Source organism: Clostridium sp. UBA4395 (assembly GCF_002390995.1).
GTDB lineage: Bacteria > Bacillota > Clostridia > Clostridiales > Clostridiaceae > Clostridium_J > Clostridium_J sulfidigenes.
The window spans coordinates 1-23,078 of sequence record NZ_DGRF01000024.1; the positions used below are offsets into that span (position 1 = coordinate 1).

General features: G+C 30.9%; 22 protein-coding genes. 2 read left to right on the plus strand and 20 right to left on the minus strand.

Annotation, left to right across the window (positions count from 1 at the left end; all coding sequences use genetic code 11):
- Positions 1 to 173: 173 nt before the first annotated feature.
- The 16 genes from B2694_RS03515 to B2694_RS03590 form a co-directional block, all read right to left on the minus strand.
- Complete coding sequence (locus B2694_RS03515) at positions 174 to 557, minus strand: (deoxy)nucleoside triphosphate pyrophosphohydrolase (RefSeq protein WP_346884593.1); 384 nt, start codon at positions 555 to 557, stop codon at positions 174 to 176.
- Between the two features lie 252 nt (positions 558 to 809).
- Complete coding sequence (locus B2694_RS03520) at positions 810 to 1,805, minus strand: ornithine cyclodeaminase family protein (RefSeq protein ID WP_346884594.1); 996 nt, start codon at positions 1,803 to 1,805, stop codon at positions 810 to 812.
- Between the two features lie 57 nt (positions 1,806 to 1,862).
- Positions 1,863 to 2,744, minus strand: coding sequence for a sulfite exporter TauE/SafE family protein (locus tag B2694_RS03525; RefSeq protein WP_346884595.1), 882 nt, complete (start codon positions 2,742 to 2,744; stop codon positions 1,863 to 1,865).
- Positions 2,745 to 2,749: 5 nt separating this feature from the next.
- A complete protein-coding gene (locus tag B2694_RS03530; protein ID WP_346884596.1) occupies positions 2,750 to 3,565 on the minus strand; it encodes a TrmB family transcriptional regulator in 816 nt (271 codons plus the stop codon).
- 386 nt (positions 3,566 to 3,951) lie between these two features.
- Positions 3,952 to 5,427 carry a protein adenylyltransferase SelO gene (locus tag B2694_RS03535; RefSeq protein ID WP_346884597.1) on the minus strand — a complete coding sequence of 492 codons (1,476 nt, stop codon included), beginning with the start codon at positions 5,425 to 5,427 and terminating at the stop codon, positions 3,952 to 3,954.
- A gap of 274 nt (positions 5,428 to 5,701) precedes the next feature.
- On the minus strand, positions 5,702 to 6,133 hold the full coding sequence (locus tag B2694_RS03540) for a fasciclin domain-containing protein (RefSeq protein ID WP_414632710.1): 432 nt from the start codon (positions 6,131 to 6,133) through the stop codon (positions 5,702 to 5,704).
- Between the two features lie 318 nt (positions 6,134 to 6,451).
- A complete protein-coding gene (locus B2694_RS03545) occupies positions 6,452 to 7,519 on the minus strand; it encodes an ABC transporter permease (RefSeq protein WP_346884599.1) in 1,068 nt (355 codons plus the stop codon).
- Positions 7,510 to 8,604 carry an ABC transporter permease gene (locus B2694_RS03550; protein WP_346884600.1) on the minus strand — a complete coding sequence of 365 codons (1,095 nt, stop codon included), beginning with the start codon at positions 8,602 to 8,604 and terminating at the stop codon, positions 7,510 to 7,512. Before B2694_RS03550 ends, B2694_RS03545 begins: the two co-directional genes overlap by 10 nt.
- 11 nt (positions 8,605 to 8,615) lie before the next feature.
- Positions 8,616 to 9,551 carry an ABC transporter ATP-binding protein gene (locus B2694_RS03555; protein WP_346884601.1) on the minus strand — a complete coding sequence of 312 codons (936 nt, stop codon included), beginning with the start codon at positions 9,549 to 9,551 and terminating at the stop codon, positions 8,616 to 8,618.
- Between the two features lie 85 nt (positions 9,552 to 9,636).
- Positions 9,637 to 10,275 carry a response regulator transcription factor gene (locus B2694_RS03560; protein ID WP_346884602.1) on the minus strand — a complete coding sequence of 213 codons (639 nt, stop codon included), beginning with the start codon at positions 10,273 to 10,275 and terminating at the stop codon, positions 9,637 to 9,639.
- Between the two features lie 2 nt (positions 10,276 to 10,277).
- Complete coding sequence (locus B2694_RS03565) at positions 10,278 to 11,429, minus strand: sensor histidine kinase (protein ID WP_346884603.1); 1,152 nt, start codon at positions 11,427 to 11,429, stop codon at positions 10,278 to 10,280.
- A gap of 130 nt (positions 11,430 to 11,559) precedes the next feature.
- Positions 11,560 to 12,780: an MFS transporter gene (locus B2694_RS03570; RefSeq protein ID WP_346884604.1), complete on the minus strand. Its 1,221-nt coding sequence runs from the start codon at positions 12,778 to 12,780 to the stop codon at positions 11,560 to 11,562.
- A 1-nt stretch (position 12,781) separates the two neighbouring features.
- Positions 12,782 to 13,570, minus strand: coding sequence for an ABC transporter ATP-binding protein (locus tag B2694_RS03575; protein ID WP_346884605.1), 789 nt, complete (start codon positions 13,568 to 13,570; stop codon positions 12,782 to 12,784).
- The gene (locus B2694_RS03580; protein ID WP_346884606.1) at positions 13,571 to 14,578 is read right to left on the minus strand and encodes an iron ABC transporter permease; all 1,008 of its coding nucleotides are present in this window, start codon (positions 14,576 to 14,578) and stop codon (positions 13,571 to 13,573) included. It abuts the gene before it with no gap.
- A 1-nt stretch (position 14,579) separates the two neighbouring features.
- Positions 14,580 to 15,572 carry an iron ABC transporter permease gene (locus B2694_RS03585; protein ID WP_346884607.1) on the minus strand — a complete coding sequence of 331 codons (993 nt, stop codon included), beginning with the start codon at positions 15,570 to 15,572 and terminating at the stop codon, positions 14,580 to 14,582.
- Positions 15,559 to 16,503: an ABC transporter substrate-binding protein gene (locus B2694_RS03590; RefSeq protein WP_346884608.1), complete on the minus strand. Its 945-nt coding sequence runs from the start codon at positions 16,501 to 16,503 to the stop codon at positions 15,559 to 15,561. The genes B2694_RS03585 and B2694_RS03590 overlap by 14 nt, the downstream gene beginning before the upstream one ends.
- A gap of 174 nt (positions 16,504 to 16,677) precedes the next feature.
- Between B2694_RS03590 and B2694_RS03595 the strand changes: the two genes are divergently transcribed.
- Positions 16,678 to 17,676: an AraC family transcriptional regulator gene (locus B2694_RS03595; protein ID WP_346884609.1), complete on the plus strand. Its 999-nt coding sequence runs from the start codon at positions 16,678 to 16,680 to the stop codon at positions 17,674 to 17,676.
- Positions 17,677 to 18,028: 352 nt separating this feature from the next.
- Complete coding sequence (locus B2694_RS03600) at positions 18,029 to 18,409, plus strand: metal-dependent transcriptional regulator (protein ID WP_346884610.1); 381 nt, start codon at positions 18,029 to 18,031, stop codon at positions 18,407 to 18,409.
- 56 nt (positions 18,410 to 18,465) lie between these two features.
- On the opposite strand, the gene B2694_RS03605 is transcribed toward B2694_RS03600, so the two are convergent.
- The 4 genes from B2694_RS03605 to B2694_RS03620 are packed head-to-tail and all read right to left on the minus strand — an operon-like array spanning position 18,466 to position 23,066.
- Positions 18,466 to 20,190: an ABC transporter ATP-binding protein gene (locus B2694_RS03605; protein WP_346884611.1), complete on the minus strand. Its 1,725-nt coding sequence runs from the start codon at positions 20,188 to 20,190 to the stop codon at positions 18,466 to 18,468.
- Entirely contained in the window at positions 20,187 to 21,017 is an 831-nt protein-coding gene (locus B2694_RS03610; protein WP_346847240.1) for an ABC transporter ATP-binding protein, read from the minus strand. The genes B2694_RS03605 and B2694_RS03610 overlap by 4 nt, the downstream gene beginning before the upstream one ends.
- A 10-nt stretch (positions 21,018 to 21,027) precedes the next feature.
- Positions 21,028 to 22,041, minus strand: coding sequence for an iron ABC transporter permease (locus B2694_RS03615; protein ID WP_346847239.1), 1,014 nt, complete (start codon positions 22,039 to 22,041; stop codon positions 21,028 to 21,030).
- Positions 22,038 to 23,066, minus strand: coding sequence for an iron ABC transporter permease (locus B2694_RS03620; RefSeq protein WP_346884612.1), 1,029 nt, complete (start codon positions 23,064 to 23,066; stop codon positions 22,038 to 22,040). The genes B2694_RS03615 and B2694_RS03620 overlap by 4 nt, the downstream gene beginning before the upstream one ends.
- Positions 23,067 to 23,078: the final 12 nt, after the last annotated feature.

Genomic DNA, 23,078 nt, shown 5'->3' on the forward strand with positions numbered 1-23,078 from the left:
CCTTGACATAGGGACCATTTCACCTGTCCAATTCATTATGAAAAACACTAATAAAACAGCTGTAGAAATTAAATATCAATTAATTACACCTGTAAGAGAAGATATTTATGAATACATTACTTCATAAAGTAAAATGACTTAGCAAAGTAATTTAATTTGCTAAGTCCTTTTTCTTACATATTCTTCAGAGCATCAATAACTAAAACATCCGCTGGAATCCAATTTTCACCATCTAATTCATCAAAGGTAATCCACTTAGCATCATTATGAGCATTTAGATTTAATTTTCCACCAGAAATTTTGCAAATAAAACAATGCATAATAAGATGGAAACTAGGATAACCATACTCTACTGTGGTTAAAAAATCTGATATTTTTATATCTAATTCTAATTCTTCCTTTATCTCACGAATAAGTGCTTCTTCTTTTGATTCACCAATTTCTATTTTCCCTCCAGGAAATTCCCACATATCAACAAAGTCACCGTATCCTCTACGTGTAATAAATATTCTATCATTATCTTTTATTACTGCTGCTACTACTTCTATTGTCTTCATATGCTTATCCTCCTTTAAAATGCTTTTTATCTATACATTTTAAATTTATACTAATAATATATCACAAAAATTAATAAAGCATTTCAAAAATAGTAATATCATTCGTAATTAAAACTACTATTTTAGTTAAATATATAATCACATATTTTTAATAATGAAAACATCCTCCTTGATTAACTAATTGTTAAAAATGGAGGATGTTTAATTTTCTAAACTTATCCTATTAATATTTTAGGATAGGTTTTTTACTTTCTACAACCTTACTACTTCGCCAACCTTATTTTCTATAGCTTTTTCATAAATTCTACGAGCAGTAACAACATCTAAAACACTACTTCCCACAGTCTTAAAGAATGTTATTTCATTTTCATTCTCACGACCTTTTACTTTACCTAAGATAACTTCACCTAATTCTCCAGTAACTTTATCAAAAGAATATATGCCTTTGTTTACTGGTATTATTAAATCTCCACTTTCATTAAATACACCATCCCTAGTATCCACATATACCTTAGAATTACATACTAGCTCTTCATCTATTTCTTGCATGTCTGGTGTATATGATCCAACTCCATTTACATGCGAACCATTTTTAACTAGCCTTCCATTAAATACTGGTTTTTTTGATGTAGTAACAACAGTTATAATATCTGCATCTTCTATAGCTTCATCTGATGATTTGGCAGCAATTATCTTAACTGAAAACTTTTCACCAAAAACTTCAGTCATTCTTTTTACAAAGTCATTTCTTCTCTCTTCTGAAATATCATATACTTTAACTAGCTCTATATTTCTTACATTTAATACTGCTTCAAGCTGGGCTTCAGCTTGTCCACCAGTACCGAATAAAGCAAATATTTTAGAATCCTTTCTAGCTAAAATATCTGTAGCTGCTCCTGATACAGCCCCTGTTCTTATTCTAGTTAAAAATGTTCCATCCATCAATGAACAAACTTCTCCAGTTTCATCATTTACTAATACCATAGTTGCTGGAACAGAAGTAAGTCCTTTTTCTATATTCTTAGGATATACTGAAACAATTTTTAAACCTAAAGCCTTTGTATCAGCAGCATATCCTGGCATATATAAGCTCTGTCCTTCATTTTCTGGAACATTTATATTTACTCTTAAAGGAATATTTGCTCCATTCTTTGAATATATCTCAAGTGCATCTTTGTCTGCTTTAATAGCCTCAGACATGGTAAATATATTCCTCATATCCTCTTCTCTTAATACTACTATATCCATTATTTTCACCTCTACATTAATTTAAAGCTTTTAATAAAATATATTTTTATATGCTTTTTATGCATTTTGCATATTTCTATTCTTTATTATTTCTGAAATCATATTATATGCACTATATAACAGTACAATAACTACAACCCATTGTAACATACCTACATTCAAACTCTTAACAACGTATGCAGCTACAATAACTCCTAACACTCCAAAAGTTGATGTAAAGAATGTAATCTTACGGGAATATGAATCTAATTTAATAAATTGCATACTTCCTACTGGTACAGAGAATGTGCAAGCTCCCATCATTATAGGGAATGCTACTGCTGGGTTTAATCCTAAAGCATATACTGTTGCCATAGTCAAAGCATATGATCCTATACCAACATTATTAAAAGCTCCGAAGAGTAAAGATAAAACTCCTAACATCACAAGTTTCCAACCTGTAAGACCTACAGCTTCTCCTCCTGATGGATATACACCAAATTTACCCATAAGTATTAATACTGCAGCTATTATTAAGCCCACTGATATAAACTTTTTTATTGAAGTAACATTCATTTTAACAACGAAACGTGGTCCTATATATGCTCCTATAACTTGAGCTATTATACATACTAATAAAGTTGTAATTTCTACTTCTATTGATGATATATATATAAGAGCCATCGCTGCAACTGGTAATACACATTGTGTGTTAAGTGTACCCGGTAATTTTTTATCATTAACAAACTTCATCTTTCTGTATAAAACAGTACTTACTGCAAAATCAGAAATTCCAAATGTTGATAATACAAATATAATGAATGATGAAATAGCCATAACAATTGGATTTCCATCTTCTTTCATAAACATTCCTTTATTTTTTATTAAATCTCTAATAAATGTAACTGCAAATAACCCGTTAATTATTATAACAAATAATAATAATACTTTTAATATCATTGACTTCACTCCTTTTGAGTATTAAATAAATCTCTAACTCCAAGCATATTAGCACCGAAGCTTCTCTTCTCCTCATCACTCATTCGCTCTATCAATTTGATACAGTAAGCATCATGTTTTATGTACTCATTTGCAAAGAAAACCATACTTGCATTACTTGTATAAATACCCTCTGCAATTTTTTCATTCTTTATAGTTGCATAGAACATTTCTTTGGAGTCAATAGTAATAGTTATCCATCTTCCCCCTGTATCACTAAGTTTATTTTCTTCAAATCCGTGACTATAAAAATAAGGAATCTTGGTGTTATACTTTTCTTCTGAATCATATAATATAACTAGAACTTTACCTAATTCTTCTTGTTTCTTACATAAAACATCTTCTAGTTCTTGTGATAAATCGTCTTTCCAAACTTGAATTAATACTTGCTCTTGTGAATTTCTTATCATACTTACACATTTTGAAAGCAAGTTGCTATATCCTTTAACTTGCCAAATTTGTTCATTATCAACTTTTTCATCAAAATGTATTAATTCAGATTCCAATTCTAAAAGGATGTCTTCATTTTGCTTTTTCAAATTATTTATAACACATTCAACTGACTCAGCCTTATATAAAGAAGATTTTTCTACATGCGCAACTATTACAGCTCCCTTTTGAATTAAAATTTCTAATATATTATAAACCTTAGATCTAGGAACCCCTGAAATTTTACTCACTTCATATCCACTTCTTGGCCCATTTTGTAGCAATGCAATATAAATTTTTGATTCTGATTCTGTAAAATTAAAATGCTTTAATAAGCTAATAAGTTTTTCCATTTTTACCTCCAAATAATATATAAAATAATAAATATTATAACACATAAGTTTATTATTAAACTATTTATTTGAAGTTTTATTTTTAGTAGCTACCCTTAGTAACTACTATACATCCTTATATTTTTATTGTCAATATATTATCTATCCTTATTGTGAAAATGTTTACTTTTAAATGATATAATATATTTTTAGCCTCTTTTTTATACATATATCCTCAATATTTATCAAATAATTTCTAAAAATAGAAATTTACACAGATAATTTGTCACTACAAAATAGCTACACAAGATTACTCTTATGTAGCTATATATATTACTATATTATTTTTAAAACATATTGTTTTCATATAATTAAATTTTAATTTAATTTTACTAGATCTGCTTATATTAAGTTCCACAATAAGTTCGGTATGGACAAGTTGATGTTTCTGGCAATGTAGTGTAATAATCTAGTTCTCTAGAGTGATCATATGGTTTTGAGAGAGCATCTAATAGCCTTTCCATAACGCTATAATCTCCTTGATTTACTGCAGCTTCTATCGCTTCTTCTACCCTATGGTTACGTGGAATTACCACTGGATTACTTCTTTCCATAAGCTCCTTTGAGGAAATTTCCGATTCTTCTTGTCTCGTTAATCTCTCCTGCCATAGCTTATACCATTTATCAAATTCTTCTTTGCCAAAGAGTACATTATCCTCTATCTTTCCACTAGTTAATATACGGAAGGTGTTGGTATAATCTGCACCATACTTCTGCATGATACTTAAAAGTTCCTCAATTAAAGCTTCATCATCAACTTCTTCATTAAAAATTCCAAGTTTTGCTCTCATTCCTCTAATCCAATTATTCTTATACAAATCAGCAAAATGTGAAACTTCTTTTTGTGCTAGCTTTAATGCCTCATTCTCATCAGTGTGTAACAATGGTAACAGAGCCTCCGCAAATCTGGCAAGATCCCATGCACCAATATTAGGTTGATTACCATAAGCATATCTACCCTGAATATCAATAGAACTAAATACAGTAGAAGGATCATAGGCATCCATAAAAGCACATGGCCCATAATCAATTGTTTCTCCACTAATTGTTACATTATCAGTATTCATTACACCATGGATAAACCCAACTAACTGCCATTTTGCAATAAGCTCAGCCTGCTTCCTAATTACTTGCTGAAGTAATAAAAGATATGGATTTTCTTTATCCTTTACCTCTTGAAAATGTCTTTGCAAAGTATAATCAGCTAAAGCTCTAAGTTCTTCAATGGTACCCCATTTTGATGCGTATTGAAATGTACCAACACGAATATGACTAGCTGCTACACGAGTGAGAATTGCACCAGGTAACTGTGTTTCTCTCATTATTGACTCACCAGTTGTAACCACAGCTAAACTACGAGTAGTAGGAATACCTAGTGCATTCATTGCTTCACTTATGATATATTCCCGCAGCATTGGACCTAGTGATGCTTTTCCATCACCTCCTCGTGAATATGGAGTTCTGCCTGAACCCTTAAGCTGAATATCAACCCTCTCACCTAGGTGAGTAATATGCTCACCTAGGAGAACAGCTCTCCCATCGCCTAACATGGTGAAATGGCCGAATTGATGTCCTGCATATGCCTGAGAAATAGGCATAGCTCCTTCTGGAATCTTATTTCCTGCAAGTATATCTACTCCATCAGTATTTTGTAGTTCCTCGGCATTCAATCCTAAAGATTTTATTAGTGGATAATTTAACATAACTAGTTTAGGTGATGGCACATGACTAGGTCTTTGCATTGCAAAAAATTTTTCCGGAAGTCCAGCATAACTGTTTTCCAAGTTGAATCCTGTATCTATTAATGCTTTTCCTTCTTTCATTATATCTCCTTTTCTTCTTCGTTTTATATAAATTATAGATATAAACTTCTATAATAACTACCCTCTTTTTAGTTTATACTTTTAATAATTATTTATTCTAATATGTTATTCATTAAATACTTATGTCTTTGTTTACTATTGAAATATCAAATTAAAGCTATCAATCTTATTAAATCTACCTATCTTAATATAGAATAAAAAGCAAAAAAGATGCTTCATCCTAAGATGATTAGCATCTTTTTCCTTAATTTGAACTGTTTTTATAATCCATCTACTAAGGCATCATTACAGTATCAATTACGTGTATAACTCCATTTTTAGCCATAATATCAGTAATTATAACTTTCGCTCCATCAATAAATACTGAATCACCCTTAACTTCTATTTTAGCATTTTTTCCATTTGCCATGGTTATTTCCTTACCATTTAATTTGGCAACATCTGCAGCAGTAGCTTTACCTTTGAAAACATGATAAGTTAGAATATCTGTAAGCACATTTTTATTTTCTGGTCTTAATAGCTCATCAATTTTTCCTGCTGGAAGTTTTGAAAATGCGTCATCTGTAGGTGCAAACACTGTAAATGGACCTTCACTCTTTAGGGTATCCACTAATCCGACTGCCTCTAAAGCTGCTGTTAAAGTTTTAAATCTGCCATCACTTGTAGCTATATCCACTATGTCCTTTGGTTCCGCCATTTCTTTCATAGTGTCACTTTGAATATGTAACATACTCTGTGCACTTGCCACTAAAGGCATTTGGATAATAAATACCATCATTGCTAACGCTACAATAATTTTAATTTTTCTTTTCATAATCATTCTCCTTTACTATTTGAGTTAGGGTAAAGTTTTTACCCCCCTCTCTTAAAATTTGTAACTTTTATTCCATTTAAGTTTGCCCATTAAAAATCTAGATTATTCTAAATAAATATAAACGTACTTAATTATATTTCTCTGAAATAAGTTAACATAAAAAAATAGTAGCCCCAACCTAAATTGAAAGCTACTAATTTCAAATCCACATTATTCTTTAACAAACTCCCTGAGCCTAAAGCTACCTGCTGTAAATAACATAATAGACATTAAAAATATGATTAAAATAGGAATAATAATTTTTCCTGTATTTATTATTCTGAGTAGCCATGTAAATGGTGATATTACACTGATTCTACTTATTATTTCTGGAACATTATCAAAGCTATCTAACTCTGATCCAAAAATCCCCATACCAAAGGCAGCTATTCCAAAAACAACTGTAGATAGACTTGCTAAGGTTACATTTCTAATCCATCTTGTTACTGCTACAATAATAGATGTTGTAACTAAACTACTTAGAAATATGATTAGTATTCCTTGAGGAATATTGTTGTTAGGAAGCTTTAATACAAGTGTTAAGATTATAAAAGCTGAGCAACTTAAAACTCCTTGAATTATAAAGGATGAAATAAATAAACTACCTAAAATAGTTATATCTGAATTACTAGTTGCTATTGTTCTTTTTAATACCTTTTGCTCTCTAAGCTTAATTATTTCTCCAGCAATAACGGAACCACCTATCATCATAAAATAACATAGCATTAATACAGTCATCTTATAGTCCTCTTTACTGTCTACTTCTTCATCTACAATAACTGCAGTAGTAGAATTTGTGCTTAGCCCTTCACTTACTTCTTCCTCAACAACTCCAGATACATAGTTTGTTATAATATCTTCTGCCATTATTGAGCCACTAGCAGCCTCAGTCCTATAACACTTAATTTTAGGAAGCTCTCCATTATCTAATAAATCTTGAAAGTTATCTTCTATAACATAAATTGCTCCTATTTTATTTTCTCTAAGCAAATCGAAGTTATCTTCTACCTGACCCTCTAGTGTACTTATGGAATATTCTTCACTCAACCTTTCAATAACCGCAGTAGAGTGGTTTGAATTACTTTTATCTATAATTCCTATGCTTCCTGATCCGTGGCTTAAACCTCCACCATTTATAACTAAAATCATAACAACAGGAAATAATAAGGTCATTAGTAACATAAATGGACTTTTAAATTGCCTTTTCATATTAATTAATACTAATCTTATTAAGCGCATACCTTTTTCCTCCCCTGAATTGCTGCGTTAATTATTGCTGCAGAGTATATAATAATTGACATTGTAATTATTATTAATATCCATTTACCACAGCCTTCTAAATTTCCATTTAAATTATATAAATTAAATGCATTATTTAAATAATGTGTTGGTGTTAGTAACGCAATTTTATTACCTTCACCTGAAAATATCTCTCCACTTATTAGGGGTAAAGTAAATATTATAGTCCCTATTATTTTTCCATACTTAGGACCAAATATAGTAGATATACTTTTAGACATAGATACTACTAGCATAGTTCCCATTAATATTAATAATATTAAATCTAAAATATTCCCTTTAAAACTTAATCCAGCTACTCTAAAGAAAATTACATATCCACTGATTATTATAAACACATATACTATCAAAGCCATAGTATCGTAAAAAAGATATTGTAATTTTGTAATAGGAGTTGCATTAATTCTTTTATCTAAATTTACGCTAATATCTGCATAACCACCTTGAATCATAGTAAATATAAGCATGGTGATTACAAATCCAATCATAGATGCTGATATCTTTTCATAAGGATTATTAGTTTTTACAGTATCTATTGTAATATCTTCAACTATAGATGATTCCATAATTCTATTTAGAATCTCCATATCTCCACCAGCTATAGATACATATAAACTTTGATGATATCTATCTAATACTACCTTTAAAGTGTCAGTGGACATTGCCATGCCTTCTACTTTTTTATTAATAATTATATCTCCCTTATTTAAAGATAAAAGATTTTTCTCATACCCTTCTTTTATCACTAATTCCACATCTGGCTTTTTATCTACTATATTTACAACCTCTTTCAAATCATCACTGCCTAGAAGCTCTATAAGCTTTTTTGAATTTTCAGTGTTGTCTTCATCAACAATTTGAACATTTAACGCCTTAAGCTTTAATGGATTTTCATCATTCAAATTGTTAAAAAATGCCATAAAACATGCAAGTAAAATAGGAAATAAGATAAAATATGCTATGGTAACTACGCCATTTGCAAACATACCTTTTAGGGTAGTTTTTATATAATATAATGCCTTCATAGCTCTTCCCCCTAATCTCTTAAAGTTTTTCCTGTTAATGATAAAAATACATCTTCAAGCTTTGCCTCTTCATAACTAATCTTCTTTATATTAACAGTTTCTTTTTCTAATAATGAAAGCACACTAGCCAGCTTAAACTTTGAATCAATAGTTAAAATAAGTATATTATCCTTATCTGATACCTTATCGATTCCCTCTAAATCCTTTAACTTCATTATTGTTTCTCCACTTATCTCTTGTGTTTCAATAATCACCTTATTGTTGGAGAAAACTGAAGCCTTAATCTCTTCTCTATCCCCATAGGATACTTCCTTGCCTAAATCAATTATAAATACTCTCTTGCAAAGCTCCTCGATTTCCTCCATATAATGAGAAGTATAAATTACTGTAGTACCCCACTCCTTACATATATTTTTTATGAAAGAAAATATATGATTTCTTGATTGCGGATCTACGCCAACGGTAGGCTCATCCAATATTAAAACCTTTGGATGGTGGAGAATTGATACTGCAATATTTAGTCTTCTTTTCATTCCACCTGAAAACTTCTTAACCTTTTGCTTTTTAGTTTCCTCTAATCCAGTAACTTTAAGGGCCTCTGCTATTCTTTCCTTCAAAAGTTTCCCCTTTAGTCCATATAAAGCTCCAAAGAACTCTAAATTATCATAGGCATTAAGGTCCTCCATTAGAGCTAACTCCTGTGGAACATATCCCATACATTCCTTTGCCTTAATTGGCTCCCTTAAAATATCATATCCACATATTTCAATAGTCCCACTATCTGGTGTTAATAAGCTTGTCATAATATTTATTAAAGTTGACTTACCTGCTCCATTAGGTCCAATAAAGCCAAATATCTCCCCTTCTTTTACTTCATAGCTAATATTATCTAAAGCTAACTTATCATTAAATCTTTTACTAATGTTTTTTACTTCTATAATACTCATAAAATTACCCCCTAGACTTATCTTACTATTATAATAAGATACTTCCAGGGGGATAGCCATAACTTAAAGTCACTACATAAATGACTTAAGTCACTATTCCATTTTTAAAAGCAAAAATTGCAATCTGCGTCCTATCTCTAAGCTTCAGCTTTGATAGTATATTTGTAATATTATTTTTTATTGTTCCTTCTGACAAGAACAACTCTTCTGAAATCTCTTTATTAGTTAATCCTTTAGCTATTGCTTCTATTATCTTAAGCTCTTTCTCCAAAAGTCCATACTTATCTATATTACTTTTAATTACTCCATTACTTCCCATCATTTCTATGGCCACATCAGGATGAACTACCATATTACCTTTATAAGCCATCTTTATACCTTCATAAATTACATCATGAGAACTATCCTTAAGCATATAGCCAAAAGCCCCATACCTCATGGCTTCTCTTATATACTCCTTATCCTTAAAGGTGGTAAGAATTATAACCTTTATCTTTGTAAACTGTTCCTTAATTAGTCTTGTCCCCATAACCCCATCACAAGTTTTCATTCTTATATCCATAAGAACAACATCAACATCAGTGGTTTTGCAAACTTCCAAAGCCTTATAACCATTTTCAGCTATCCCAACAACTTCAATATCCTCATAAACTGAAAGCATTACTTTCAAGCCTTCTCTTATTAATTTCTCATCATCTACAACTAAAAGTTTAATCTTCTCCATTCCTACACCTCCACTTCTCTTGGAACTATAACCTTAACAAAAAAACCATTGTCTTTGCTAGACTTCATATGAACTATACCCTCTATTTCCGCTACTCTTTCCCTTATACTTTTAAGTCCGAGTCCACTTTCCACAATTTTATCTGTTCCCACGCCATTGTCACTAAAGGATATTACAAATTCATCTTCTGTAAAATTCATAATAACCTTAACCATAGTTGCTTTACCATGCTTTAAAGAATTTGATAAAATCTCTTGAATCATTCTATATAAATGATTAACCTGCTTAGTTGATAAATTCCAATCACCCTTTGATATAATAACCTTAACTTCTACTCCAGACATTCTCTCAAAGTTTTTACATACTTCTTGAAGTCTTAAAATTCCTTGGTAATTATCATATTCATCAGGCTTTAACTCCCTTACAGCTCTCTTCACATCTTGAAAACTTTCACTAATAAAGACCCTTAAATTTCCTATCATATCTTTCATAGAACTATTTTCCTTCTCTGCAATAGCTTCCATAGCAGATAACTGAATCATAGCAGTAGATAAAGTATGTCCAACACTATCATGAATTTCCCTTGATATTCTATTTCTTTCCTTTAATAAAGTTAATTCTTCAATAGACTCTACATACCCTTCAAGCTCTTTATTAGCTTCTATAAGTTTTTCATCTGAAACTCTAAGCTTATCATAAAGCTGCTGTGCTTCAACCTTTGTACTAAAAAGTCTAGATATATAACTTAAAAGAATAAAGAAGATTCCAAGTAAAACAAAATTAATAATGCCATCTTCAATAGGCCCACTAAACTTCGGATAAATTCCAAAAAATAAAATTATAAACCCTAATCCATACTTAACTATCTTACTTTTCAACTGGAATAAATCTATGGATAACCCTATTAAGTAAAAAATAATAGTTCCTCCAAAGTTCATTTGTGCCAATGGTATAAATACTAGCTCTATTATTATTGAAAGAATAACACTTCTCTCTTTCTCTAAATAAAACATTCTCAAATGATTATTTATAATAAATAATAGAAGAAAAACTAGACTTACTATGCTCTTATTTCCTACTTCTATAAACAACTGAAAGGTTAATATACAAAATGATATGTATCTCATTAACAATAATTCTTTACTCTTTACCATAACGCTCTCCTAATATATATTTTCTCTATATATTTATTTAAGCCTAAATTACAGAAAATTACTAGTGTATTTTTTATATGATTATGTTTTGTTAACCTTATATATAAACACCCTAGGAAGATTCCCTATCTTAAATTTCCCTAACATTCCATTTCATAAACCAAACTACTCCTATACTTAGAATTAAAGTTAATAATAGGATATTGTAAATGCTTAAATTAATATCTATAAGTTGTCCATATATTAACTGACCAGGTGCAACACTTGCTGTTGCAATAGCAGTAGAAAAAGCACTTACCTTTCCTAGCATATCTTCTTTTATTTCTTGTTGAATATAGGTTAAAGATATAATGTTAGATAAAGCTAGTGATAACATTATTCCAAGACCACCTATAGAATAAAGTCCTAAAACAATAAATTTATTTGTTCTAGTTAAATGAGTGGAAATCCCTATAATTACAATAGCTACTACCATAGGATACATAGTTTTGTGTATGTCTTTCATCTTAAACATTTTAGGTCTAAATGTTATTAATAATCCTCCTAGTATCATTCCTATAACAAATATTCCTTCTACAAAACCATATATAACTGAAGGCATATTCAATTTTATTTTAATAAAATAAGGAGATACAACACTTAGAATTGGTACTACAAAGATATTAGTTAAACCATAAGAAACTATAATTCCTAAGACAATTTTCTTTTTTTCTTTTAAATAAATAAAACTCCTTTTCATTTCCTTAAAAGATTGTAAAATAGGTTCTTTTATTTTTTCCTTTAACTGCAAATCTGGAATTTCTAAAAATAGCTCTATAATAGCTGAAATGAAAAAGCTGATAGCATTTATTATTACGATTGTTTTTATCTCAATAAAACTATATAATAAACCTGCGACTATAGGCCCAACTAAATTTACTATAGCACCAACTTGTTGAATTATTCCATTAGCTGTAGCTAGTTTATCCTTTTCAACTATTTGCGGAATACAAGCTGTAACAGAAGGACTATATAATGTATAAATAGTAGATAACATGAACATAACGCTTCCTACTATTATGATATTATCTCTTCCACTTATCAATATTATTGAATATATAGCCATTAACCCAGCACTGAAAAAATCAAGGTAAACCATTATCTTTTTTCTATTTACTGTATCAGCTAATAGTCCTGCAATAGAAGCAAATAATATGTATGGAATAGTTGAAATTGCCAATATCCTTGAAAAAATAGCAGCACTTCCTGTTAAATCCAAAATGTATAAGGACATACAAAATCTTTGAATTGCATTTCCAAATAAAGATATTATCTGTCCAATAACCACTATAGTAAAGTTTTTGTTTTTCATTTTATCCCCCTATAAGTTCATAATCTATGCATATAGGGTAATTTTTATTTTCACTTAATTGCAACTTACCATGAATTCCATAAATCTCTTTTAAGTTTCCTTTAGTTATAGCTTCCATAGGGGTACCTTGGCATATAACCTTACCTTTTTTAAGTCCGATGATATTACTTGCAAACCTACAAGCATTATTTAACTCATGTAACACCATGATAATAGTAATGTTTTTTTCTTTATTTAACTTCTCTAACACCTGTAATACTTCAAGCTGATAAGACATATCCAAATAAGTTGTTGGCTCATCTAGCATAATTATGTCTGTTTCTTGTGCTAAGGTCATTGCAATCCAAGCCCTTTGTCTTTGTCCTCCAGATAAATTTTCTATTTCTCTATCTGCAAAATCCGTAAGTCCTGTCTCCTCTATTGCCCAATCAATAATTTCTTTGTCATGAGCCTTAAGACCACCTATGAGTTTTTGATGTGGAAATCTTCCAAAAGCAACTAATTCTTTTACAGTAATTCCACTTGGACACACAGGTCCTTGAGGTAGAAAAGCCACTTGTGTTGCTATATACTTCTCTTTTTGTATTTTAATATCTTTTTCATTTATAAAGATATCTCCATTTTTAGGCTTTATTACTCTTGCTATTGTTTTTAGCAGAGTTGATTTTCCGCATCCGTTTGCCCCTATAATAATACTTATCTTACCCTTCGGAATGGAAAGATTCATATCATCTATTATGAGATTATCTTCATAGGCTACTGATAAATTTCTTACACTAATAGCTTCCATTTATTTCTCCTTCATCATTAAATAAATAAAATATGGCACTCCAAATATTGAGATTGTAATTCCTACAGGTATTTCAATTGGAGAAAATAAGTTTCTTGAAACTGCATCAGCAAATAAAACTATTACTATACTTATAATTCCAGATACCCATAAGAAATTTTTATGATAGGGACCAACTAACTTTCTTGCTATATGAGGAGATATTAATCCAATAAACCCTACATTTCCTGCAAAAGCTGTAGCTCCACCAGCAAGAATAACTGCATAGGATAAAAACTTCTTTCTTTCCCTATTTAAGTTTAAACCAAGAGAAATTGCATGTTCATCAGATAAATTAAGAGCATCTAACTTTTTATAATCCAATAATACAACCATAAACATTAAAGTAACTAGGGGAATAATTACTTTTGCATAGTTCCATCCTGCTCCCCAAAGGCTTCCAGAGGTCCAAATTAATACTCTATTGTAATCGCCAACTCCACCTCTAAAAGTAAAGAAGGTAATAAAAGCATTTAAACCTGCATTTAGGCCAAGTCCTATAAGTAGTAATCTCTTTGGTTTAACTCCATTTCTACTTGATAATAAGTAAATTATAGTGGCTGAAATCCCTGCACCTATAATGGCCATAAAGGGTAATACATAAACAGATAGAGGGCCAAGTGTACTATAGTAATTTACAGTTTTTAATGAAACAAATATAACTGCTGCCACTGCTGCTCCAGCATTAATACCAATTATCCCTGAATCTGCTAGATCATTTTTTGTTATAGTCTGCAACAGTGCTCCTGCTGTAGATAAAGCAATACCCACAGAAATTCCAACTAACATTCTAGGGAGTCTAAGATTTAAAATTGCTGCATTTTGAAGTTTTGTTCCTTGACCTAATAAAGTTTTTATACTATCTAAAGGTGATACTTTATAAGTTCCCCAACATAAATACATAATTAAAGATGCAACTAATAAAATAAATAACATTGAGATTATTATTTTAAATCTTTTTCTTTTCATATCAACCTCGCTCCCTTCTTGCTACAACTACAAAGAATGGAACACCTATTAAGGCTGTAAATATTCCAATAGGGGTTTCATAAGGACTATACACCATTCTTGCAGCTATATCGGAATAAGTTAATAGTATTGCACCTAACAAAAAAGAAAAAGGTATATTTTTTCTATAATCTTCTCCAAATATTTTTCTTACTATTTGTGGAACTATAAGTCCAACAAAGGCTATATTTTTACCAACAGCCACAGCCGCTGCACACATTGGTATCATAACAAGGAAAGTTATTAATCTTATTTTTTCTGGATTTTGCCCAAGGCTAATTGCCACATCATCCCCTAAGCTTAGAATATTTATTTTCTCTGATAAGAAAATAGCTATTATTAAACCTAGGATTCCAACTATTGCAACTAAATTAAAATCTGCCCAGGTTGCATTTCTGAAACCTCCTGAAACCCAAAAAGCAATAAACTGAGATTTATTTGATAAAAGTCCTATTATAGTTGTTAAAGAAATAAAGAAAGTACTCATAGCAGTACCTGCCAAAAGTATTTTTGCTATAGATCTATTATTTGATTTTCTTGATGTAAATCCCATCACTATAATTCCACTAAAGATTGCCCCAATTAATGAAGCTATCATAACATTTGTAGTATTTATAGTAATCCCAACAGCATAAAATATAGCTATAACCATAGTTGCCCCTTGACTTACTCCAAGAAGGGACGGCTCTGCTATTGGATTTCTTGTAACTCCTTGAATCATAGCTCCTGTCACTCCCAAAATCCCCCCTGTGAGTAACACTGTAAGGGCCCTAGGAATACGCATATCTCTGATTAGCATAGGTTCTAGAGTTTCACTATAATTAAAAATACTATTCCAAACTTCTGATATTCCAATATTGGTGACTCCTAGACTAATAGCTAGGAATACACCAATTATTAGAATAAAAATACTACAAACTATAAAAGTTATTGTATTTTTATTATTTTGTTTCATTTAACATCTCCATTATTTCGTCTAAAAGCACTTGTCTACCTATTGAACTATAGCCTTGTACGAAGTAGGGTGAAGAATCTAGTTTAACAACTTTACCTTCTTTTACCTGAGGTAAATTATTCCATACCTCATTCTCTTCGAGTACTTTTAAATCTTCATCTGTTGCAATCACAAATATATAATCTGATTTTATTGACGCTAACCCTTCATAAGTTACCACTGGTAAACTTATATCATTTTGTTCTGGCATGCCTTCTGGTTTAGCTAATCCTAAATCTTCATATAAAACATTACCAAAACCTGCTCCATCAAATACATAGAACTGACCACCACTAGCCAAGAAGGATAAATAAGTTGTATCTTCACCGTAAGATTTTTTAATCTTATCTCCAACTTCTTTTGACTTTTTATCGTAATTTTCTAACCAAGCATTTGCAGCCTCTTCTTTATTAAATACCTTTGCTAAAGACTTAACATCTTCCTTCCAGTCTAAAGCTTCTAATTTAATCATTACAGTTGGAGCAATTTCACTTAATTGATCATACATTTTTTCTTGCACTGTTGATATGACAATTAAGTCTGGGTCTAAGTTCATTATAGCTTCAACATCCATAGTATCTTGCATGCTATAACCTAATATAGTTGCACCTTTTAGTGTCTCTTCTAAATATGTAGGGAATTTTGTATAATCGTAAGCATCACTATTAGCAGTTCCCACTACCTTATATTCTAAAATTGATAAAATGTCACTGTTACCACTTAAATCAACTATTCTTTCAGGATTTTCCGGAATTTCAACTTCTCCTCTAACGTCTGTTACTGTAACAGTTTTACTTTCTTTTTCTACATTTGAAGTATTTGAACAACCAACTAAAATCATTGATGCAATACAAGTAGCTAAAATTGTTTTTAATACTGATTTTCTTTTCATCTATATCTTCCTTTCAATAATTAAATTCTTATATTAACAAAGCTAATTGTATATGATTATCATTATCATAACAATATTTGCACCAAATTTAATTATTTTTACATCTAAATTAAGTATTTTCCCTTGATTAATTACAAATTATATATAGTATTATTTATAAGAAGGAGGCTTTTTATGATAGTAAAATCTAGTGAAGAATTTAAATCTGTGGTTTTAAATAAATTATGCTTTAGTAAAATTGAAAGTAAAAACTATACTTTATATACAAATAAGAATAAGCCTGAACTTGGCCACTTAATTACTTATTCAAGAGATGGTTATTATAATTTAGGTATTGCAGACTATACAATACCCGAGGATTTTTCCATATATTTTGATAATCCTGAATATTTAATGCGTTTTGGTTTAGTTTATAAAGGAATTACAGAATTTAAAATTGAAAATAATCCTGTTTCATCTTTTACTCCTTCATCTTTTTTTGTTATTGAAAAAGATTTAAAAGGTGAACAGCATTGGAAAAAAGGACAACATTTTCATGGGACTGAAATAACTATATACGAAAATTATTTTAAAGAAATAATAAAACCTAACTTTCCAAAGATAATGGATTTTGATTCTTTTATTAAAAATTATACCTATACTTATCTACCCTTAAAAATTATAGATATTATTAATCAGTTACAAAGTTTAACTTATGAAAATTCCTTAAATAGTATTTATCTAGAAAGTAAAATTTTAGAGTGCATAGCTATATTAATAAATGAGGCCACTAAACCTGACAATGCTTTTACTAATCAAATTAACTATGGAAATATTAATATTGGTGCTAACAGAATAATAAAACTAACCTCGTCTGATATCCATGCTATTCAAAAAGCCCATGATATTTTAGAAAAAAATTATAATAATCCTCCTAATATTAGTACTTTAAGCAAGATGGTATTTTTAAATGAACAAAAATTAAAAGCAGGATTTTCTAAACATTATCATATGTCCATTGGGGAATACACCAATCATATTAAAATGAATATTGCTGCAAACCTCTTATCTACCACAGATTTAAGTATTGAAGAAATATCTCAAAAAGTTGGTTATAATTATTCTGCAAACTTTTCTAAAATGTTTAAAAAGACTTACGGAAAAACTCCATTGAAGTTCAGAAAAACAAAATAAAGAAATCCATGGAGACAGACACAACTATATTGAAGCAATATCATTTTATCAAAATTTTTCCTTAGGTCTACTTCTAGAAATGCTTAGGATTAAATACAAACCATATAGATATAACTTCAAAACAAGATATGTGTATTATGATCTCCCTGAAGATGTAGTAAAAAGACTTCATACTTTTTATTTCATATAAGATGGTGAAGAATTAAGAGAAAAACATCATTTAATACATTTCTGGATCAATATATTATATCTCTATTCTGGGAACTCCATATAAAATATGTTATTATTATTAAAAGACATTTTATTAATGTAGAGTGAATAAAATCAACTTTAAAAATCACAGGAGATTTGTATGGAAAAACTTACTTTTGTAATGGAAAATTATTTAGAAGCTATCTATGAGTTATCAGAAGAAGGTAAAGGAGTTAAAATGACTCGTATAGCAGAAAAGCTTGGAGTAACTAAAGCCAGCACTAATAGCGCTATGGTAACTTTAGCTGAAAAAGGACTTATAACTAATGAAAGATACAAGGAAATATTTTTAACTCCTTTAGGCTTAGAAATAGCTAGATCTACATCTAAAAAGCATCATATTATTAAAGATTTCTTTATAAAAATTCTAAACATCGATAGTTCTATTGCAGATGAAGACGCTTGTGCTATAGAACACGTTATTAGTTCAGATTCTGTTTATGCTATGCAAAAATTTCTTTCAGAACATAATAATAAATAAAAAAATCAACGACTCAAAATTGCTTTTGCAATTTTAAATCGTTAATTTTTTTACATTTAAGATACCTGACTTCTATATAGCATAGCATAAGTTCCTCCATAACGAATCAGCTCATCATGGGTTCCCGTTTCTTTAATGCCTGTTCCTTCTAGAACTACAATTTTATCTGCATTACGGATAGTTGATAATCTATGGGCAATTATTATAGTTGTTCGATCTTTTGAAATTTCATCTAATGCAGCTTGGATTTCTTTCTCTGTTTTTGTATCAAGAGCTGATGTAGCTTCATCCAAAATAAGAATAGGTGAATTTCTAAGGATTGCTCTAGCTATGGAAATCCTCTGTTTCTGTCCTCCAGAAAGACGTACTCCACGCTCTCCTATTATGGTATCATAACCATCTTCTAAGTTTTCAATAAAATCATGAGCATTAGCTGCCTTTGAAGCCTTAAGAACCTGATCCCTAGTAGCTTCTTTCCAGCCATAAACAATATTTTCATAAATTGTTCCGTTAAATAAAAAGGTGTCCTGTAAAACCATGCTTATATTATCTCTAAGACTCTTTAAAGTTACATCTTTAATATCTATTCCATCAATTAAAATGCCTCCATTCTGAGGATCATAAAAGCGGTTTAAAAGACTGGCTATTGTGGTTTTGCCCACTCCAGTTGCCCCAACAAAAGCTACAGTTTCTCCTTGATTTACTTTTAAATTTATATTTTTCAAAATGTTTACTTCATCATTGTAAGAGAAAGAAACTTCCTTAAAGTCAATTTTTCCTTTAACCTTATACATTTTCTTTGCATTAACTTTCTCTTTAACATCTGTAACTTCATCCATAACCTCAAAAACACGTCTACACCCTGCAAGTGCGGTACCTGACATTTCCATAAGTCTTGAAAAACTCTTTATAGGTCCATAAAACATACCAAGATACATAGAAAATCCTACAATATCTCCAATGTTAATTTCTCCTCTTGAAACCATAAATCCACCAAATATTATAACTATAACAGAACCTAGAGCAGTGAAAAATGCAAGAAGTGGAAAAGTGGTTTCAAAAAAGAAGCTTGCCTTTAAGTATGCTTTACTATGTTTTATAGAAAGGTTCTTAATCCTTTTTTCTTCTCTTTCCTGTTGATTGAATATCTGTATTTCTTTAATTCCAGAAAAATTATCTTGAACAGTACCAGAAAGTTCTCCCCTAACCATAGAATTCTGCTTCCATATAGGAGAAAGATGATTACTCTGCCAAAGAGTAATCATAATAAGAAAAGGAATAGTAACAAGACTTAAAAAAGCCAACTTTACATTAATAGAAAATAATAATACCCCAACACCTACGAAAGTCAATATATTAACAACAAAATCAGGAATTACGTGAGCTAAAAGAATCTCTACCTCCATAACATCATTAATAACTCTGCTAGTTAAATCTCCTGTACGACTTTTATTAAAATACTTAAGCCCCATATGTTGAAGCTTAGAGTAAAGTTCTGTTCTCATATCTGCAACATAATGTAAAGCTGCATGATGGTTTAAATATCCTGAAATAGAACTTCCAGCTGATTGAAGTACAGTTGCAACTAAAAGCATCAATCCTATTCGTAAAGATTGGGCTCCAAAATCAGCGCTTCCTTCTGTTGCTATACTTGTAAGCTCTCTTAGGGCCCATGGATTATAAAATCCTGCTATGGTGGAAATAATAACGGCTATTAATGCTAATATCAAATAAATCCAATATTTTCTGGCTCCCATAAAAATACGTAAGGTAGTTCTCATATGCCCACTGCCTCCTTTTCCTTCAACTCTACATCCTCATTTTCATCTACAATATCATAGGTAATACATACTGGACGATTACTCTTAGGTTCAATAACAACATCAGCATTGATATTGAAGGTTTTTCTAAGGACCTCTGGAGTCATAACTTCCTCAGGAGTTCCATGTTTTATGATAGCGCCTTTTTGAATAGCAATAATATAATCAGAAAATCTTGCAGCAAGATTTAAATCATGAAGTACCATAACAATAGTACACTTTTGATTACGGTTAAGCTCATATAAAAGCTTTAAAACCTCTAATTGGTGAGCAAGATCAAGGTAAGTAGTAGGTTCATCTAATAAAATTAAATCAGTTTGCTGTGCTAGAGCCATAGCAATCCAAACTCTCTGTCTTTGCCCTCCTGATAAAGCATCAACTTCTCTTCTCTCAAACTCACTTAACTTAGTTGCAGTTAAAGCCCATTTAACAATTCTTTTATCTTCTTCTGTGAGATTCCCAAAACCTTTTTGATGAGGGAAACGTCCATATGCAACTAACTCACCTACAGTAAGTCCACTTGGTGCAGTAGGAGTTTGAGGAAGTATTGCCATCTTTTTGGCTATTTCTTTTGTAGGCAATTTACTTATATCTTGTCCACTTAGATGTACTACACCCTTTTTAGGCTTTAATATACGTCCAACTGCTTTTAAAATAGTTGATTTACCGCATCCATTTGCTCCTATAATAGAAGTTATCTTTCCCTCTGGTATCTGCATATTTAATTCCCTTACAATGAGAGTATCATCATAAGCTATATCTAAATTTTTAGTTTCAATACTTTTCATACAAACCTCCTTAATTTGACTTTACTAATAAATATAAGAAGTACGGTGTAGTTAATACAGTAATAATAATTCCTGTAGGAACATCGGTTCCAAGACTTATAGTTCTAGTAATAGTGTCTGATAATAGAATAATTATTGAGCCTACTAGAGATGCGGTAGGAATCAATAATTTATGATTTGAGCCTACAAACTTTCTCGCCATATGTGGAGAAATCATTCCAACAAAAAAGAAGTTTCCACCTAAGGCCACGCTGCCTGACGATAGAGCAACAGCTGCTACAGCTAGACCTATGAATTCTCTCTTTACTGCTACTCCTAATCCTGTTGCAGTTTGATTACCAAGGTTTAAAGTATTCAAAGTACGAGATTTATAAAGTACATATAAAAATAGAATCAATATCCAAGGTGCAAGAATAGAAATATACGTCCAATTGTCTCCCCAAAGACTTCCTGCACTCCATCTTTGAATAAAATCCATCTGTTTCTCATCTAGCTTTAAAGTAAGCATCATAGTAATAGCACTATATCCACTTCCAACAGCTACACCTGTCAAAATTAATCCTGTAGGTGATATGCTTTTTCCTCTTTTATATGAAAGTAAAAATATAAGCACTGCTGCTGTCATTCCACCTATAAAAGCTAAAAGTGGGAGAGCAATAGCTGAAGATACACTATCTACCTTAAAAATAACTATAAACAATAATACAAATAATCCTGAACCCGAACTTATTCCCAAAGTTCCAGGACTAGCCATATCATTGCGAAGTAAACTCTGCATTACACATCCAGCTGTTCCCATACCAATACCTACAAGAATAGTTAATACAATACGAGGAAGACGAAAATCATATACTATAAGATTTTGTTTAGCTGTACCTTTTCCAAGAAGAACATTAAAGACTTCTGAAGGAGATAGATTCATTTTACCTGAGTTCACACTTATTACCGCCACAAATAACAGCACAATGGTAAGTACTAAAATAATAGTTAAGCCACGTGAAACTGAGTAACCCTTTTTCTTCATTGGAATTCCCTCCTTTGCTTCCTTGTAAGATAAAGAAAATACGGAACCCCTATTACAGCAAAAATAATTCCAATGGGAGTCTCATAAGGCTTATTAATAAGCCTTCCAACTAAATCTGCTGCCACAGTAATCAAAGCTCCATATAATCCTGAAGCTGGAATTATGTATCTATAATCTACGCCTATAAGGTAGCGGACAATATGAGGTACTATTAATCCTATAAAACCAACAGGTCCTACAACAATTACAGAAAGCCCTGTAAGTATTAAAACAACTACAGTAGAAATAGCTTTAACCTTCTTAGTATTAAGTCCAAGACCTATAGCTGCATCATCTCCAAGATTTAAAAGAGTAATTGAAGGTGATATAATAAGAGCTGTAATTATGCCCACAATAAAGAATGGGAAAACTATAGCAAGTTCACTCCATTTAGCACCTGCTGTTCCTCCAGCAGTCCAATAAGCTAAAGCATGACCAAGTCTATATTTAATAGAAAGATATTGGCTAAAAGCACCAAATAGCATTGATATAGAAATACCTGCTAAAACAAGTCTCTGTGGTTTCATGCCTCCTCTGCCAATAGACGCAATAAAATAAGTCATACCTGTAGTAACAGCTGCACCAATACATGCAAAAATCATCATCTGTCCATAACTTCCACCAGGTAAAAATGCCATACAAAAAGCTATAGCAAAAGAAGCACCACTACTTATACCCATAAGTCCAGAATCAGCAAGAGGATTTCTTGTGGTTCCCTGCATTATAGCACCACATATGGAAAGGCTTGACCCAACAATTATATTAGCTGCTATACGAGGAAGACGGAGAGTTTGAATAATCTGGTGTTCAGTTAAAGAAGAGTCAAAATTAAAAATGGCTCCCCAAGCCGTAGACAAATTCATATCAGCAGCACCAAAAGAAATTGATGCGGCTGACATAATCACCAGCAAAACCACCCCTGTAATCATATAGATTGTAAAATTCAAAGCCCCTAATTGTCGCTTTTTATTATAGGTATTTTGCATATTTATTTTCCT

Bases quoted from the DNA above. Each gene is read 5' to 3' on its own strand.
- B2694_RS03585 (WP_346884607.1), bottom strand. From the start codon at position 15,572: ATGAAACAAAATAATAAAAATACAATAACTTTTATAGTTTGTAGTATT.
- B2694_RS03590 (WP_346884608.1), bottom strand. From the start codon at position 16,503: ATGAAAAGAAAATCAGTATTAAAAACAATTTTAGCTACTTGTATTGCA.
- B2694_RS03555 (WP_346884601.1), bottom strand. From the start codon at position 9,551: ATGAGTATTATAGAAGTAAAAAACATTAGTAAAAGATTTAATGATAAG.
- B2694_RS03575 (WP_346884605.1), bottom strand. From the start codon at position 13,570: ATGGAAGCTATTAGTGTAAGAAATTTATCAGTAGCCTATGAAGATAAT.
- B2694_RS03525 (WP_346884595.1), bottom strand. From the start codon at position 2,744: ATGATATTAAAAGTATTATTATTATTTGTTATAATAATTAACGGGTTA.
- B2694_RS03535 (WP_346884597.1), bottom strand. From the start codon at position 5,427: ATGAAAGAAGGAAAAGCATTAATAGATACAGGATTCAACTTGGAAAAC.
- B2694_RS03570 (WP_346884604.1), bottom strand. From the start codon at position 12,780: ATGAAAAACAAAAACTTTACTATAGTGGTTATTGGACAGATAATATCT.
- B2694_RS03615 (WP_346847239.1), bottom strand. From the start codon at position 22,041: ATGAAGAAAAAGGGTTACTCAGTTTCACGTGGCTTAACTATTATTTTA.
- B2694_RS03520 (WP_346884594.1), bottom strand. From the start codon at position 1,805: ATGGATATAGTAGTATTAAGAGAAGAGGATATGAGGAATATATTTACC.
- B2694_RS03600 (WP_346884610.1), top strand. From the start codon at position 18,029: ATGGAAAAACTTACTTTTGTAATGGAAAATTATTTAGAAGCTATCTAT.
- B2694_RS03610 (WP_346847240.1), bottom strand. From the start codon at position 21,017: ATGAAAAGTATTGAAACTAAAAATTTAGATATAGCTTATGATGATACT.
- B2694_RS03515 (WP_346884593.1), bottom strand. From the start codon at position 557: ATGAAGACAATAGAAGTAGTAGCAGCAGTAATAAAAGATAATGATAGA.
- B2694_RS03545 (WP_346884599.1), bottom strand. From the start codon at position 7,519: ATGCGCTTAATAAGATTAGTATTAATTAATATGAAAAGGCAATTTAAA.
- B2694_RS03580 (WP_346884606.1), bottom strand. From the start codon at position 14,578: ATGAAAAGAAAAAGATTTAAAATAATAATCTCAATGTTATTTATTTTA.
- B2694_RS03595 (WP_346884609.1), top strand. From the start codon at position 16,678: ATGATAGTAAAATCTAGTGAAGAATTTAAATCTGTGGTTTTAAATAAA.
- B2694_RS03540 (WP_414632710.1), bottom strand. From the start codon at position 6,133: ATGAAAGAAATGGCGGAACCAAAGGACATAGTGGATATAGCTACAAGT.
- B2694_RS03550 (WP_346884600.1), bottom strand. From the start codon at position 8,604: ATGAAGGCATTATATTATATAAAAACTACCCTAAAAGGTATGTTTGCA.
- B2694_RS03565 (WP_346884603.1), bottom strand. From the start codon at position 11,429: ATGGTAAAGAGTAAAGAATTATTGTTAATGAGATACATATCATTTTGT.
- B2694_RS03605 (WP_346884611.1), bottom strand. From the start codon at position 20,190: ATGAGAACTACCTTACGTATTTTTATGGGAGCCAGAAAATATTGGATT.
- B2694_RS03530 (WP_346884596.1), bottom strand. From the start codon at position 3,565: ATGGAAAAACTTATTAGCTTATTAAAGCATTTTAATTTTACAGAATCA.
- B2694_RS03620 (WP_346884612.1), bottom strand. From the start codon at position 23,066: ATGCAAAATACCTATAATAAAAAGCGACAATTAGGGGCTTTGAATTTT.
- B2694_RS03560 (WP_346884602.1), bottom strand. From the start codon at position 10,275: ATGGAGAAGATTAAACTTTTAGTTGTAGATGATGAGAAATTAATAAGA.